This is a genomic window from Aneurinibacillus sp. Ricciae_BoGa-3 (genome assembly GCF_028421645.1).
GTDB lineage: Bacteria > Bacillota > Bacilli > Aneurinibacillales > Aneurinibacillaceae > Aneurinibacillus_B.
Genome location: NZ_CP116887.1, coordinates 3,177,462 through 3,193,027, shown reverse-complemented (window position 1 = coordinate 3,193,027; position 15,566 = coordinate 3,177,462). Strand labels below are relative to the sequence as shown.

General features: G+C 42.0%; 16 protein-coding genes and 3 pseudogenes. 15 read left to right on the top strand and 4 right to left on the bottom strand.

Annotated features, from left to right (window positions below; all coding sequences use genetic code 11):
* Positions 1-191: 191 nt before the first annotated feature.
* The 9 genes from PP175_RS16155 (at position 192) to PP175_RS16115 (ending at position 7,455) form a co-directional block, all read left to right on the top strand.
* On the top strand, positions 192-1,454 hold the full coding sequence (locus PP175_RS16155) for an ABC transporter substrate-binding protein (protein WP_272439355.1): 1,263 nt from the start codon (positions 192-194) through the stop codon (positions 1,452-1,454).
* Positions 1,438-2,325 (top strand): ABC transporter permease, encoded by an 888-nt coding sequence (locus PP175_RS16150; protein ID WP_272439354.1) that lies wholly within the window; start codon positions 1,438-1,440, stop codon positions 2,323-2,325. The genes PP175_RS16155 and PP175_RS16150 overlap by 17 nt, the downstream gene beginning before the upstream one ends.
* A complete protein-coding gene (locus PP175_RS16145; RefSeq protein ID WP_272439353.1) occupies positions 2,325-3,140 on the top strand; it encodes an ABC transporter permease in 816 nt (271 codons plus the stop codon). The genes PP175_RS16150 and PP175_RS16145 overlap by 1 nt, the downstream gene beginning before the upstream one ends.
* A 16-nt stretch (positions 3,141-3,156) precedes the next feature.
* The gene (locus PP175_RS16140; RefSeq protein WP_272439352.1) at positions 3,157-4,260 is read left to right on the top strand and encodes an ABC transporter ATP-binding protein; all 1,104 of its coding nucleotides are present in this window, start codon (positions 3,157-3,159) and stop codon (positions 4,258-4,260) included.
* A 19-nt stretch (positions 4,261-4,279) separates the two neighbouring features.
* A complete protein-coding gene (locus tag PP175_RS16135; protein WP_272439351.1) occupies positions 4,280-4,870 on the top strand; it encodes a CDP-alcohol phosphatidyltransferase family protein in 591 nt (196 codons plus the stop codon).
* A gap of 135 nt (positions 4,871-5,005) precedes the next feature.
* On the top strand, positions 5,006-5,356 hold the full coding sequence (ytxJ, locus tag PP175_RS16130) for a bacillithiol system redox-active protein YtxJ (protein WP_272439350.1): 351 nt from the start codon (positions 5,006-5,008) through the stop codon (positions 5,354-5,356).
* Positions 5,357-5,443: 87 nt separating this feature from the next.
* Positions 5,444-5,881, top strand: a complete 438-nt coding sequence (locus tag PP175_RS16125) for an OsmC family protein (protein ID WP_272439349.1) — start codon at positions 5,444-5,446, stop codon at positions 5,879-5,881.
* Between the two features lie 40 nt (positions 5,882-5,921).
* Positions 5,922-6,602 (top strand): haloacid dehalogenase type II, encoded by a 681-nt coding sequence (locus PP175_RS16120; protein ID WP_272439348.1) that lies wholly within the window; start codon positions 5,922-5,924, stop codon positions 6,600-6,602.
* A 199-nt stretch (positions 6,603-6,801) separates the two neighbouring features.
* The gene (locus PP175_RS16115; RefSeq protein WP_272439347.1) at positions 6,802-7,455 is read left to right on the top strand and encodes a peroxiredoxin-like family protein; all 654 of its coding nucleotides are present in this window, start codon (positions 6,802-6,804) and stop codon (positions 7,453-7,455) included.
* Between the two features lie 144 nt (positions 7,456-7,599).
* On the opposite strand, the pseudogene PP175_RS16110 reads toward PP175_RS16115, so the two are convergent.
* Positions 7,600-7,890 (bottom strand): annotated as a pseudogene (locus tag PP175_RS16110) (flavodoxin family protein); the annotation flags it as partial.
* A 721-nt stretch (positions 7,891-8,611) separates the two neighbouring features.
* On the opposite strand from PP175_RS16110, the gene PP175_RS16105 reads away from it, so the two are divergent.
* The 3 genes and pseudogenes from PP175_RS16105 to PP175_RS16095 form a co-directional block, all read left to right on the top strand.
* The gene (locus tag PP175_RS16105) at positions 8,612-8,857 is read left to right on the top strand and encodes a helix-turn-helix domain-containing protein (protein WP_272439346.1); all 246 of its coding nucleotides are present in this window, start codon (positions 8,612-8,614) and stop codon (positions 8,855-8,857) included.
* A 720-nt stretch (positions 8,858-9,577) separates the two neighbouring features.
* Positions 9,578-9,718, top strand: a complete 141-nt coding sequence (locus tag PP175_RS16100; RefSeq protein ID WP_272439345.1) for a hypothetical protein — start codon at positions 9,578-9,580, stop codon at positions 9,716-9,718.
* A gap of 189 nt (positions 9,719-9,907) precedes the next feature.
* A pseudogene (locus tag PP175_RS16095) lies at positions 9,908-10,333 on the top strand (reverse transcriptase domain-containing protein); the annotation flags it as partial.
* An 84-nt stretch (positions 10,334-10,417) separates the two neighbouring features.
* On the opposite strand, the gene xerA reads toward PP175_RS16095, so the two are convergent.
* Positions 10,418-11,380 (bottom strand): site-specific tyrosine recombinase/integron integrase, encoded by a 963-nt coding sequence (gene xerA / locus PP175_RS16090; RefSeq protein ID WP_272439344.1) that lies wholly within the window; start codon positions 11,378-11,380, stop codon positions 10,418-10,420.
* Entirely contained in the window at positions 11,373-11,978 is a 606-nt protein-coding gene (locus tag PP175_RS16085) for a tyrosine-type recombinase/integrase (RefSeq protein WP_272439343.1), read from the bottom strand. The genes xerA and PP175_RS16085 overlap by 8 nt, the downstream gene beginning before the upstream one ends.
* Before the next feature lie 129 nt (positions 11,979-12,107).
* Here PP175_RS16085 and PP175_RS16080 point away from each other — a divergent pair, with 129 nt between their 5' ends.
* Positions 12,108-12,389, top strand: coding sequence for a transposase (locus PP175_RS16080; RefSeq protein ID WP_272439342.1), 282 nt, complete (start codon positions 12,108-12,110; stop codon positions 12,387-12,389).
* Entirely contained in the window at positions 12,359-13,264 is a 906-nt protein-coding gene (locus tag PP175_RS16075) for an IS3 family transposase (protein ID WP_334314215.1), read from the top strand. The genes PP175_RS16080 and PP175_RS16075 overlap by 31 nt, the downstream gene beginning before the upstream one ends.
* Here PP175_RS16075 and PP175_RS16070 read toward each other — a convergent pair.
* Positions 13,241-14,554 (bottom strand): tyrosine-type recombinase/integrase, encoded by a 1,314-nt coding sequence (locus PP175_RS16070; RefSeq protein WP_272439341.1) that lies wholly within the window; start codon positions 14,552-14,554, stop codon positions 13,241-13,243. The two genes, PP175_RS16075 and PP175_RS16070, sit on opposite strands and share 24 nt — an antisense overlap.
* Before the next feature lie 86 nt (positions 14,555-14,640).
* Between PP175_RS16070 and PP175_RS16065 the strand changes: the two are divergent.
* Positions 14,641-15,486, top strand: a pseudogene (locus PP175_RS16065) (reverse transcriptase domain-containing protein); the annotation flags it as partial.
* Positions 15,487-15,566 lie beyond the last annotated feature (80 nt).

Genomic DNA, 15,566 nt, shown 5'->3' with positions numbered 1-15,566 from the left:
AATTGTGCAGGTGCTTTTGGAGTATGTAATAAATTATTAGTCGTATACAGCTCTAGGAGAAAACTTTGGAAACATGCTTCCGTTCATGTATTTTCGAAAAGGAATATTAAGGTATCTTACAGAGTCATAAAGGAGGTTCTGTTAAAATTCAAGAAAGAAAAAACAAAATTTTTCGATAAGGGGATGTCTTCTTGAAACGTAAATGGGTATGGCTTAGTTTTATTCTTCTAATTCTTACAGGAATCGTTGTAACAGGCTGTTCGCAAAACAGTATGACAAACGAAAATTCAAAAGCTGCTACAGGCAACTTATTAGATGGAAAATGGGGCGAGGTGCAAGTGCAAGCGAAGGGCCAAACCGTTAACATGTACATGTGGGGTGGTAGTGACTCTATCAATCGATATATTGATGAGTGGGCTGCGCCGCGGCTTCAAAGAGAAGCAGGAGTTACTTTGAAAAGAATTCCTGTGAATGATACAAAGGATATTATTAATAAGCTGCTTGTTGAAAAGCAAGCAGGTAAAAAACGTGGAAGCATGGATATCATTTGGATTAACGGAGAGAACTTCAAGGCGGCCAAGGACAACTCATTGCTTTGGGGATCTTTCGCCAATAAGCTACCTAACGTACAGAAGTATGTTGACGTTAATGCGCCTGATATATCTAATGATTTCGGGTTGGCAACCAATGGGCTGGAAGCCCCTTGGGGAAAAGCCCAATTTGTATTTGCCTATGATTCGAATAGGGTGAAGAATCCGCCGAAGTCTATGAAAGAATTACTGGAATGGGCGAAGCAAAACCCTGGTAAATTCACGTACCCTGCTCCACCAGATTTTACTGGGAGCGCTTTTATACGCCAGGTCCTTTATGAGCAAACAGGCGGGTATAAGCAGTATTTGAAAAATGTTGATCAAAAGACGCTGGACGAGAACTCCAAGCCGACATGGGACTATTTGAATCAACTTAAGCCTTATTTGTGGAGAGAAGGAAAAACATATCCTGAAAGTGAGGCCAAGTTGGATCAATTGTACAGCAGCGGGGAAATATGGATGACTATGGGGTATGATCCAGCCAAAGCGACAAATCAAATCCAAAAAGGGAATTTCCCTAAATCGACACGCACCTTTGTGCTTGACAAAGGCACATTGTCAAACACCCATTATCTATCCATTCCGTTTAATTCTGTTCACCAGGCGGGAGCGATGGTGGCGATTAACTTCCTGCTTTCGCCTGAGGCACAAATTGCCAAGTTTGATCCGGCTAATTGGGGCGAGGATATGTCCCTCAATCCGAAAAAACTATCTGCCCAAGATCAAAAACGGTTAGCTTCCATTAACAGGGGGGTCGCTACATTGCCGGCAGGCGTACTGGCCAGCCATCGTGTTCCGGAGATGCCATCCCAGTATGTCGGTATACTTGAAAAAGGATGGATTGAGAATGTGGCGAAGAAATAAAGCGTTTCTTCTTGTACTTCCTGCATGGACAGTGATAACTATATTATTTTTCGGGGGACTAGTAGATGGATTGATCCAAAGCATGGGATATTTCCCAGCGGCGGGTCAATCCCATTTTTCCTTATTTGCTTATAAAGAACTTCTCAGATCGGATGAATTTTGGAGTTCACTGCTGCTCACGCTCCGTGTTGCCTTCCTTTCTACTATATCGGCGGGGATATTGGGTGTTTTTGTGGCGGTCTGCTTATTTATGCTGGGAAAACCGGTGCATTCCGTCTGGAAAAACGTTTGGCAGAGAACGTTTGGACTTCCCCTTATTGTTCCTCATTTGGTGGGTGCTTACCTAATGGTGCTGCTGTTCATGCAAAGCGGCTGGTTATCGAGAATGGCTTTTCATTTGGGTTGGATTAAAGAGGTGAATGATTTTCCCATCTGGATCAATGATCCGTTTGGATGGGGTATTATCTTTTCTTATGCGTGGAAAGAAGCACCATTTATTGCGCTGATGCTATATCCGGTTTTGTTGCGAACACATCGTTCATGGTTTGAAGTCGCACAGGTATTTGGTGCGAACATATGGAGTTTTATTCGGGAAATTGTGATTCCTCTTTTGTTGCCAGCCTGGCTGTCTTCTTCCTTTATTGTCTTTTCTTTTACGTTTTCCGCATTTGAAGTTCCTTTCTTATTGGGGGTGACGTATCCTAAAATGCTGCCCGTGCTTTCTTATGAACTTTATACAAGTGGGGAAATAGCACAACGCCCGGAAGCCCTTACCGTGAATGTACTATTGGCTCTTATTGCTGCAGGTTTAGGATTGCTGGCTTACCGATTAAGCAGGCGCTGGTTGATTGCCGAAGGGAGGGGATGGTAATGCTGAGCGGCAGATGGATACATACCGTTCATCTGGTGATGACAGCTTTCTTGATTTTTTTGATCCTCATTCCTTTTGTTCCTTTAATTTTATCCAGTTTCTCTGCGGGGTGGAGATGGCCTGAGGTACTGCCTCATACGTTCAGCATGCGGGCGTGGGAATATGTATTCTTAAAGAGTTCGGGAACGTGGGATGCGATCCAGACAAGCGTTATCATCGCTTTGCTCGTTACATTGATTAATTTGGTTCTTGCGGTGCCGGCGGCGGACGCGCTCGCGAGAATGGACTTCAAGGGAAAGCGAATCGTGGAAGGAATGCTGTATGCACCGATGATCATCCCGTCATTTGTCGCTGTGATGGGGCTTTACATGACGTTTATAAGGCTCGATTTAACCGAATCAATGCCCGGAGTGGTTGTTGCACATATTTCTTCGACCCTTCCTTACATGATACGGGCTCTAATAGTAAGCTTTGGGACGCTCGGGTTTCAGTGGGAGGAACAAGGCCGCATGTTAGGGGCGGGAAGATTCCAGCGCTTCCGGTATATTGTATTTCCTCACATATTACCGGGTGTGGTTGCGGGAGCCAGTTTGAGCATTCTGGTTTCTCTAAGCCAATATTTGATTACATTTCTCGTCGGAGGTGGACAGGTTATTACGCTACCACTCATTCTGTTTCCATTTATCAGCGGAGGAGACCCGGCTGTTGGTTCCGCCTATACGGTGCTGTTTGCCGGTGTATCGCTTGTCCTTCTTTGGGGTATGGATATTGGGTTAAAACGCTATTATCGTAAACAAATAACGATTCATTTTTAATGGAGGGAGGAAGCGAGTGTCGAATTTACAGATTATTAATATAGAAAAGCATTATGGAAAGACAAAGGGGGATGCTTTACCTCTCTTCTCGTTAAAGCCAGTGAGGTTGACTGTAAAGGAAGGGGAATTTTTTGCGTTGCTTGGTCCTTCCGGATGCGGAAAAACAACCCTACTGAAAGTAATTGCAGGGCTTCTCCCTCCGGAAAAGGGAGAGATTCTCTTTGGTTCACAAACGATTACTTCGCTCCCTGCCGAAAAAAGAGGTTTTGGAATGATATTTCAGCAGTCGCTGTTATTTCCGCATATGTCGGTAGAGGATAACGTTGCGTTCGGGTTAAAAATGCAGGGAATTAACAGGCGGGAGCGATTGCCGCAAGCAAGAAAAATGTTAAGTGCGGTTGGATTGGAAGGATACGGTTCGCGCCACCCAATGGAATTGAGTGGTGGTCAACAGCAGCGGGTATCCTTAGCCCGCGCTATTGTCTCTAAACCAAAATTGCTGCTTATGGATGAACCGTTCAGTGCTCTTGATCCTAGTCTGCGCGATGAAATGAGGGAATTAGTCAAACGAATCCATCAGCAATATAAGATAACCATTTTATTTGTCACCCATGACCGGGAGGAAGCGTTTCTTCTGGCCGACCGCATGGCTGTCATGAAGAATGGATCTATACTTCAGGTGGGTACACCACAGGAAATATATGAAGATCCAAATGATATTGAAGTCGCCTTGTTTATGGGAGCTAAAAATATAATCGAGGGAGAACTCAATAAAGGCTATTTTTCTGCCCTAGGTTTTCATGTCAAGCTTTATAAAGAAGATACGATAGAAAAAAAACAGGGGTGGCTTGTTCTTAGACCTGAAAGCTTGTATGCCGTAACCCGTGATGCGTTATCTTACAAAGAAGATAAATTTTCAGATACCAATGTAAGGACTCTTCAAGGCACCCTTACGGAAATGTCGTTTCGTCAGGGATTTTACCACATGAAGGTGAAAGTAGGTTCTACTATTATCGACGTGCTTGAAAAACCGGGAGGGGCTTCATTGTCGAATCACGGGGATGCTATTACCATCCTGTTTGATATCCGGCAAGCTCGTTTTATTCCGCAATACCGCTAAAAGAAAGGGGGGAAGAGTAATGCTTGATACACACGCAAGGCATTTGGTACAACCCGTAATTGGAGGAACAGCCAAATTCTTAATTAAATTAGGTTTGTCGGCAAATCAGGTTACATGGATCGCATTTTTGTTAGGTGTATCAACCGGATTCTTACTTTATATGAATCATCCGTATTTAGCGGTTATTGCACTCTGGATATCCGGGTATTTGGACGCGGTGGACGGCTCTATCGCTCGGCTTAAACAAAAATCCACTCCTTGGGGAACTCTTTTGGACATCACATTTGATCGTATTGTCGAGCTTTCGGTACTCATCGGATTGGGTGCAAAGTTTCCGGAAGCCCAATTTATGCTTCTTCTCCTTACGGCATCCATCGTATTTTCTATGACGGTTTTTTTAACCGTTGGAGCTTTGACGGAGAAAAAAGGGATGAAATCTTTTTATTATCAGGCAGGCTTAGCGGAACGCACGGAAGGGTTTATCCTTTTTACGTTCATGATCCTGCTGCCGCATTGGCTATTATGGATTACGGGAATTTTTTTAGTTGTCGAATTGTTTACGGCACTGCAGCGTCTGATGGAAGCCAGAAGGATTTTAAAGAAAGGATAAATATGGTGTCGTCGTCACCTCTATTTTTAATGGTCAATCATAGATACCGAGGAAAGGGAATGGGCTACTGTAATCTACATTACAGAAGGAGTGCGGAAAACTGTTTTATCATAAGAGAGAAGGAGGGCAATGATCATGTCGAAAATAACGGAAATCAGAAGTATAGAAGATTGGAAGACAGTCTTGCAAGGTTCTGAACATCGTCCTGCTCTTGTATTTAAACACAGTACAGCATGTCCGATTAGTGCAAATGCATGGCAGGAATATCAAAACTATGCCAAAGATGCTCACGATCAAGTTGATTTTGTATTTGTGAAAGTAATTGAAACTAGACCCGTTTCCAACAAAATCGCAGATGATCTTGCAATTAAACATGCTTCCCCACAAATCATTTTGGTTCAAAATAAAAAAGGGACATGGAACACATCTCACTGGAATATTACCCGGAAAAATATCTCAGAAGTATTGAACGAAGTATCAGTGTGAATTTTTTATCTTCATAAGTAGGGATAAACTGAGTAGAGAATAACCATGATAAAAATGTAAAAAGTACGAAACACGGAGGAATATAAAATGCCGAAAAATATTGAAAGAGTGACTGCTGTTTCACAAGGAATGCAAACAAAAGCCCGCTCGAAAAATCATGAAGTAATTATCGATGAACCCGCTGCAATGGGCGGACAAGACACTGGGGCCAACCCGCTGGGTACATTGTTAAGTGCTCTTGCTGGGTGTGAAAATGTCATCGCAAATATAGTCGCCAAAGAAATTAATTTTGATTTGCAGGGGATTGAATTTGATATCCGGGGTGAGTTTGATCCGCGTGGATTGATGGGTGATCCGAATGTTCGACCCTACTTTGAAAAAGTAACGATTCATGCAAAAGTGAAAACAAGCGAATCCGAAGAACGAGTACAGGAGCTACAGGAAAAAACGGATTTGCGCTGCCCGGTTTATACAACCCTAAAAGCGGCGAATGTGGAACTCGTACCGAATTGGGTTAAAGCCTAACACTTGCAAGAAAAACTTCATTACTTTGAGGAGGCTTATAATGGGCATATCAGGTGTAAAGGCCATTATTTTTGACGTATATGGAACATTGTTTGACGTTCATTCTGTCATTGAAAAATGTGAGGAGCTTTATCCAGGCCACGGTCAACAAATCAGTGAGCTTTGGCGTACCAAGCAGCTTGACTATGCATTCATACGACATATTATTGGACGCTATCGCCCATTTGATGAAATTACACGAAACGCTCTGCAGTATGCCTGCGAGCAATTGGGCGTATCACTTACCAAAGAAAACGAACAGGAACTCCTGCAGGCCTATTTGAAACTTGCTCCGTATGAAGAAGTCCCGCAGGCGCTTAAACAATTAGCGGGCAGCTATCAGCTTGCTGTTTTGTCGAACGGCTCACCCAGCATGCTTCATCCGTTAGTGGAATATCACCAGTTCAACCCATACTTTAGCCAAGTGATTACTGTAGATGACGTGAAACAGTATAAGCCTTCGCCTGCAGCTTATAACTATGCGTTAGAACAGTTAGACTGCAGAAGAGAAGAGATTTTATTTCTTTCTTCGAACACATGGGATATTACAGGGGCGGCTAGTTTTGGATTCCAAACGGCTTGGGTTAATCGAAAACATGCGGTGTTTGACTACATGGGTCAAAAACCAAATCAAATCATTTCTAATTTGGATGAATTGGTTCGCTTACTTGAAGGTAAATAAACAACCGTTCTAGAACCTTGTTTTACATCCACATATGTCAAACAATCCAATAACTGACAAAATCAACTATAAGTTATTGGATTGTTCAATTAAAGTAAGTGGAAAATGCACCTTACCTTTCATAGATGCTGTTAGTATGATAAAAATTGATTAAATGTTTAAAATGTAGCGAACATATTTAAAAATCGGAGGGAATAATATGGAACGCCATCAATCATTAACTCAAGAGCTTTTAGCTATGCAAGAGGCAAGCACTAAGAAAATCCCAGCAGAAAAGCTCGCTTTGATGGAACAGGCAATTAAAGAATTGAGAGAATCAGAAGCAGCAAAGGGTTTACCTGTGGGGGAGAAGGCTCCTGACTTCACGTTGCCAAATGCTTCGGGTATAAATGTGCATTTATATGAAGAACTTGCAAAAGGACCAGTTGTGCTCTCTTTTTATCGTGGTGGTTGGTGCCCATATTGTAATTTGGAACTTCGAGCATACCAACGAGCTCTTGAAAAAATTCAGGCTGAAGGAGCACAGCTAATAGCAATTAGTCCTGACTTGCCAGATGAAACAATGAGTACGCAGGAAAAAAATGAGTTGAGGTTTCATGTGTTGAGTGATGTAGGAGGAAAAGTATCTACTGATTATCGTTTAACGTATCAGCTGCCAGATTATTTGGTAGAACTCTATAAGGAATTTGGTATTGATCTTCCGAAGAAACAAGGTGTTGAATCATGGCAATTACCGATTTCGGGCACTTTTGTAATTAATCCAGAAGGCTTCATTACACTTGCAAATGTAGAGGCGGATTATAAGAAGCGTTTAGATCCTGAAGAAGTAATTAGAGAGTTGAAAAATATGTGAATCAGTTAAAAATCTAATAAAATGAACTCCTCATAATTTATAATGGGGAGCTCATTTTATTAAAAAAGCTATATGAAAGCCTAACAACTTAAAAAAGAATACGTATAAATAGCAACTATAGATTTATGCTCTATGAATAGATTCTTACTTTTTAATCACATTTCCTTCTGTTGGAATAGGGTGGTCTTTGAGCATTTTAGCAAAATGAATAACGTTATGAGTCATGATTTTTGCATGCTGCTGCGTAAAGTCATTCTTATACCCCTTCGCTTCAATATAAGATGGACCAGGCCCTGCTTCTCCTACCCAATAGGTATCAACATTGGGCGGGATAGTAAAACCAATATGAGATAGCGCATAGATGATGGAGCGGGAAACGTGTTTTCCACCGTCTTCATTACCTGTAACAATTACCCCTCCTACTTTATTGTAGAACGCTTTGGCTCATACAGTATATCTTCTTTTTCCCACGACTTATTTGCCCAATCCATTTAACACCTCCTGGGTATTTTATTAACGCGAAAGGTCAATACTTGTTACTATAATGATTTGCAATAATTCTTGATATATACACGATTCTACAATTTATTCCAAAATCCTTTTGCGTCTCAACGACAAATAAAAACCCTGTAATGACGCGATTCCCGCCATTACAGGGTTAAATTTCAGGGTCAATAGTTCTTCCTATTAAGGGACAATCTTAATTCTTTTAAGGGACAGTTGTAATTCCGCTCCACAGAACGCTATAAAAATACCCGTCTTAAATGGCCAGCGATGAGCGCGGATTTACGCACTCGTTGGTGCTCCTCTAATGTGAAAATTGAGGTTTTCGGTAAAGTGTTACGCAATCACCCAAGATACCAGGGTACGAAAGAGAATCCTAAGCGTATCCTTGTCATAACTGGTGAGCGGCGAGAAGAAAGCCCCAATCGAGCCAAGTATAACAAAGCGGAGTTACACAAATCAAGTGCTCAACAGCGAATGATTCATTACATTAAAGTACAGTTCTTAACAATAAAGTATTGTTTTTTCTTATGGATTAACAATAAAGTGTTGTTTTGATCATTAAAGTAAATAAATGGTTGATTAATAACAAGTCCCGACATCATGATTAATTTTGTGATTCGGGACTTTGTAAATAAAAAGGGAGAAGTTTATGAGGAACATTGGCGCGAGATTTAAGATGGTTAGACAGTTACATCATTTAAATCAAAAACAATTTTCACAAGCGATTAATATTTCTCAGGGGAGATTGAGTGAGATAGAGAAGGGTATTTGTAATCCATCAACTGATACTTTAATTTCTTTAGCTGAACGATTTGATGTGGATTTAAATTGGCTACTATTAGAACGTAATGTTGATTTAATAAAGTGGACCCCATCGTCAAGACACGGTTTTTAAGAATTTAAGGTGGGGTAGAACGAGGAGGTTCTACTAGATGTATACAAGATTTACAAAAAAAGACCTATCAAGGTGGGTCTGTACTTAGTTCGAATAATAGCTAATCCATTGGTCTAACACTTGAATTATGCATGACTCTTCAGTGTTGTGTCAATTTTCATTTAAAGTTCTCTCCTGCTCTTTAGCTCCCTCTCTATTATGGTGAAGAGTAACTGTATCCTTATAAACACTAATACCATAACTTTATCAATAAATTCCACTTGTTATTTCCAAACCGCAACCTTTTAAATGATTTAAGGAGTTTTTTACCTTTTTTAACCTTGATAAAAGTCCACGTAAAAAAATTTTAAAAAATTAACGTTAGTAATAATGTATTCTTTCAAGTTGTTCATATTGTTAAAGACAACAAAGTTGAATACTCGACAACAAAGTCGCATACTGAATGTAATCATCTGCGAGAAAAAGCATGGTGCTAATACCATGCTTTTTCTTATTTTAGTGCGCCCGGCATGGGCATTATCTATAGGGTTCAAGTCCCGAATGGTGAAGGCAGTAGTAACCATAGCTTAAGGCAAGGGTGTCGACCGTGAGGTCGAATCTGAAGGAAGCCGGCGGCAAACCTCCGGTCTGAGGAACACGAATCTCATATAAGGCTAACATTCGTTGGATGAGTCTGCTAAACAAGACGAAGTCCATACTGCCGAAGGCGAATGAGAGTAAATGAGGCAGATAGATGGAGGGGAAGATAATGTTCTTACCCGGGGAGATCTGTCTGACATGCCGAGTTCCCTTGGCAACCTTATCCGTGAGGATAAGCTGAACAGACAGAAGTCAGCAGAAGCCATAGTACATGGGTTGTGACGACAAACCATGGAAGGGCTGAACATTATGGAGAATGAAAGACAAGGCGTTCGAAGACACGCGATGAAGGCAGACAATCCGAAAGGACTTATCTGAAGGAAGAAGTGGTGAATCCACAGGGAACTTCAGAAGGGCGGAGTGTGCGTTCGGCACAAATTGGGCCTTTCATTCACGCAAGGAGTATACGTTATGATTGAACAATTGCTGTCACGGAACAATCTCTTACTTGCCCTAAAGCAAGTGGAACGGAATAAAGGAAGTCATGGCGTGGACGGTATGTCAGTTAAACTCCTACGAGCACATATTAAGGAACACTGGCATGACATTCGCCGTTCCATCGAGATGGGCTCCTATAAACCGAGCCCAGTCCGTCGGGTCGAAATCCCGAAACCGAACGGCGGCGTGAGGCAGTTAGGCATCCCTACCGTGACCGACCGTTTCATTCAACAGGCACTTGCGCAAGTATTGACGCCTCTCTTTGACCCTGGCTTTTCTGACCATAGTTATGGATTCCGCCCTGCAAGGCGTGGACATGATGCCGTAAGGAAAGCGAAGCGCTACATGCAGCAGGGATATAGGTGGGTGGTCGACATGGATCTGGAGAAATTTAGCGATATTAATTTAGAGTGGCCCTCGCCTATTTAAGTTAATTAACGTTTATTATCTATGTTTTTCTAATTAAATCGCAGTATTTCAGAATTACGTACCCGTTCGGGCACCGTAAGGTGCTTGAAAACAAGTTACTGGTTTACCGCATAAGCCTATGACAGTACGCATTTTACGCATCGGATGGCGTTGAGAAAGTTGTTTTAAGTCTGTAATGGTGATGTGTAGATAAATTTGAGTCGTATTTAGGCTCTTATGGCCTAATAATTTTTGAATGGCCACTAAATGAGCGCCTTCTTGCAAAAGGTGAGTAGCACATGTATGTCGCAATTTATGGGGAGTGACTTTCTTATCGATACCAGCTCGTGCCGCATATTTCTTAACCATAAACTGAATAGCTCGAGAAGTTAGCGCACCTCCCTTTTTGCTGACAAAGAGCTCAGAAATAGTGCTAGTTCTAGAAGTGAGGTAATCCTTAATGACGTCTTCAACGATTGAATCCAGTGGTACATATCGCTCCCGTCCCCCCTTTCCTTGAATCAGAATTCGTTTCTCTTCCCAATGGACATTACGTAGCTGGAGGGAGCAGATTTCACTTACTCGTAGTCCAACTGAGTAGATCAAAGTAAGGATTGCCCGGTCACGGCGGCCTAAAATAGTTGTGGTGTCTGGTTGGGTGAGTATCTGTTGAATTTCTTTGTTTTCTAAGACCACTGGAAGTCGTTCCGGTGTATCGAGAAGTTTCGGCCATTTTTTTCGTTCATCTTGTTTAGGAGTTATTATCTCCATAAGAATGAGATAGTCGATAAATGCTGAAAGGGTGGCCAATTTACGTTGCACAGCAGAAGAACCATTCTTACGGTCAACACGAAGGTAGCGGATATAATCCACAACCATTTTAGCTTTGGAGGGATTGTCCATTTGTGGGTAGTCATTTCTACAAAATGTTTGCCAAACTTTCATATCGATGGCGTAGGCATCGGCGGTTTTAGGACGACAACCTCGAACAAATTGGGTATAGTCGAGAAATTCTCTAAGAATGGCTTCATTATTCATGCTTTTTCTCTCCTGACACGGGTGGAATATTTCTGCGAAGTAGGCTAACGGCTTTTCTTATATCCTCGAAATCGGCGTGAGCATAGGGGGTGGTTTCTTTTAATGACTTATGTCCAAGTGCTTTAGCTATGACTTCTACTCTTCCACCTCGTTGGATAAGATGAGCCGTAAAAGTATGACGAATGGTATGAGGGCTAACAGGCTTTTCAATATGAGCAGCTTCGGAATATTTTCGTATACGCCTTGTTATGGTCCATGGTTTAATACGAGTTCCTTTTTGATTCAATAGGAAAGGGCCCGATTTGGCTTTGCGATAGAGCCCAACATACTTTTTTAAGTCGCCAATAGCTGCTTTAGGAATAGCTGTTTGACGATCACCTGATTTTCCTTCTCGTACATGAATCCAGCCTTCTTTTAGGTCCACATCTTCGATGTTTAGAGCACTCAGTTCTCCGACACGGAGCCCTGTTGCATAGAGTACCAAAAGAGTAATAAAGTCCGTAAAACCTTGGTTAGTTGAGCGATCAGGTGCAGAAAGTATACGTAGCATCTCTTCTTCCGTTAAATAGGTTTGTTCTTTCGGTTGTTTGGGTACCATTTTAAGTGCCTCCATCGGATTTTCAGTTCTCCAGCCACGGTCTATGGCGTTGGTGTTACCCTGAATAAGTGGACTGTTTCTTAGACACTTCGTATAATCATCAATGAAGTGTGAAAGAGGGAGATTACCATGGCAAGAAAACAGTATGATATGAACTTTAAACAAATGATTGTGGAGCTAAATCAGAACGGGCAGACAACGGCTTCACTTTCCCGCGAATATGGCATAACCGAGTCTATGATTTACAAGTGGAAGAAGCAATTGACACCTACGGTGCAAGCAGACGGTTCAACGATGAATCCTACTGACGTTAAACGACTTCAAAAGCGAATTGATGAGTTGAAAATGGAAAATGAAATCTTAAAAAAGGCAGTCGCCATATTCGCCAGTCCACCCAATTCCATCAAGTAAAGCTGATTGTTGATTCTTTCAGGGGGACGTACTCTATTACACAAGTACTTCGCGTCCTGGGGATAGCTAAATCGAGCTATTATGCGGCGTTTAAACGCTCAGAGAGCAAACGATCCCAACAAAATAAAGAACTCTTGACCATGATTAGACAAATCTGGTTCGACTCAAGAAAGCTTTATGGGGCTCCAAAGATTCACGCTGAACTTCGGAAAAAGAGTAAGCGTGTTGGGATCAAACGTGTGCAACGCATCATGAAAGAGAACGGAATAAGGTCCATTGTTCAAAAGAAATACAGACCAGCTCATGGTGCTGCTTGCTCGAAAGAGCAACCTGAACGCCTCAATTTAGTGAACCAAAATTTCGATGTACGAACAGTTGGCAATGTCGTGTTTACCGATATCACCTACATCTACACCAAACGAGACCGTTGGGTCTACTTAGCCTCATTCTATGATGCGAAAACGAAGCGAATCGTGGGATGGAATATGAGCCGCACCATTGATACAGCACTTGTACTCGAAGCGTATAACCGTATGAAGGTGCAGCTATCTTCTACTAAGAATCTCATTATCCATAGCGATCAAGGCGTTCAATATACATCAACTGCATATATCGAAGCCTTAAAAAACGACGGCTACCGTGCCTCTTATTCACGAAAGGCCTACCCCTATGATAATGCGTGCATCGAATCCTTCCACTCTGTTCTAAAAAAAGAATTGGTGTATCGTATGCAATTTAACGATTTTGAGGACGCACATCTTCGCATCTTTCAGTACATAGAAGGCTGGTATAATAACCAACGAATCCACAGCGCCTTGGGCTATCGAACACCAAACGAATATGCCAAGCTGTTAGCTCAACAAAAGGTGTCTTAAAATCGGTCCATGATATTGACGTAACATCACGTAAGCCATAAATGAGCGAAGGTGGGATAGATTTTTGTCTATCGTACAAGGAGAGATTCCGGCTTGTCTACGAGCACTAAGCCAGCGAATGATGTCTACGGCACGTAACACCTCAATTCCTTTCTCCAGACAATGTGGACAGCCTACGGCAAATCGAGTAAGACTAAAACGAAATTCCTTTAACGTACCCTTCGAATATTTCTTCATACCCTCTGCAGTTCGAAGGAATTCTTGAATTTGTTCTGCTAATTTTCCTGTAAGAGGTTCAGCTATGGGAGTCATCGTATATTTTCGACGTAGTGGTTTATTTTGGCTAGATACGTTAACAATTTCCAACTTGGGTTTTGATGAACAAGACATTTCGTTGATAGGGTGTGACTCCAGTGTTGCTTCTATCTCTGGGTTTTGAATCCGAGTATAATGAAGGGTTGTTGTCAGCCGTTTATGGCCTAACCAGTCTTTGATTTGTACGATATTGCCTCCTTGTTGATACAGATGACTTGCACAAATATGGCGTAGTTGATGGGGGCGAAGGGATTTTTCCCACATCTCATGATATTTCCTAAAGGTAGCACCTATTAAGTTGTTGTCCATCGCTTCTTTCCGCCAGGTTAAGAATAGCGGTGCGTTAGGTTCAAGATCATTACGCGTAGCTAAATAAATCTGAAGTAATTCTAATATCTCATTAACGACGGGAACTCGCCGTTCTTTTCGCCCTTTTCCTTCTCGAATGATGAGAACTTGTTCTTCCCATAGAATATCTCTGATCTGTAAGTTTGCTGCTTCTCCAGCTCGAATGCCGGAGGCATACAAAAGAGCAAATAAGGCCAGATTACGCTTTCGGATAGGGTCGAATTGACGACGGCTCAAACAACTGTCGATTTGCCTTTTTAATTCCTTTAGGCAATCTTGAATTTCCTCTATTGAAGCGATCTCAGGTAAGGATTGATAAAGATCTAGATTCGTATACCTTAGATGACGAGCAGGATTTTCTAAACGGAATTCTTGCTGCACTAAATAATTAAAAAAAGAACGAAGTTGACTAATGATTACATTTCGGTATCCAAGAGATTTACTTTCTGTACGTTCAATACAGTAGTTCTCCAGGTGAACGAGTTGAACGTTTTGAAAGTTGATGGATAAGTTCTCCAGATATTGAGCTAGCTTTTTGAGTTCCCGCCAAGTAGCTTTCACCACTTTTGGCGTATATCCTCGAATAATGGTTTGATATTCTCGATAATCCTCGATGATAGATTCCATAAGATGTGTACCTCTCTGAAGTTAGTTTACAAGATCTCACGATCTTGTCTAGGGATGATCCTATGGGTCTATCTTATATCGCTAAAGAGAAATTCTTCGACAAAGTGAATCATGATCGGTTGATGAGGAAGGTAGCGGAGAAAGTAAAAGATAAAACGGTTCTTCTCTTGATTCGTCGATTTCTTCAAGCGGGTGTCATGATACATGGAGTTGTCAGAGATTCGGAAGAGGGCACGCCGCAAGGTGGTCCACTAAGTCCGTTGCTTTCCAACATCGTATTAGATGAACTGGATAAGGAACTGGAGAAGCGAGGACACAAGTTTGTCCGCTATGCAGACGACTGTAATATTTACGTTCGTACACGTAAAGCGGGAGAACGGGTGAAAGCATCGGTGACCAACTTTATTGAAGAAACACTCAAGCTTAAAGTGAATCAGGAAAAGAGTGCGGTAGACCGTCCATGGAAACGCAAATTTCTAGGATTTAGCTTTACCTTCCATGTCAATCCGAAAGTCCGCATCGCTCCCCAATCTCTGAAAAGAGTTAAACAGAAAATCCGCGCGATCACGTCCCGGAAGAGTCCGATGGCTATCGATGATAGAATCGAGGAACTCAATCAATATCTCGTGGGATGGTTGGGATACTTTGCGCTGGCAGATACGCCAAGTGTTTTCAAAAGTCTTGATATGTGGATTCGCAGACGATTGCGGATGTGCCTATGGAAACAGTGGAAACTTCCCCGTACAAAAGTAAAAAGGCTTATCGCTTTAGGTGTTCCTAAAGCAAAAGCCTTCGAGTGGGGTAATTCCCGCAAGGGATACTGGCGTATTTCCAACAGTCCTGTCCTGGATCGAACGTTGAATAATCGATTCTTCGAATCGCTTCAGCTTAAGAGTCTGGCAGAACGATATGACTCGTTGCGGAGTACATAATGAACCGCCGTATACCGAACGGTACGTACGGTGGTGTGAGAGGTCGGGGGTTAATCACCCCCTCCTACTCGATTGTCAAA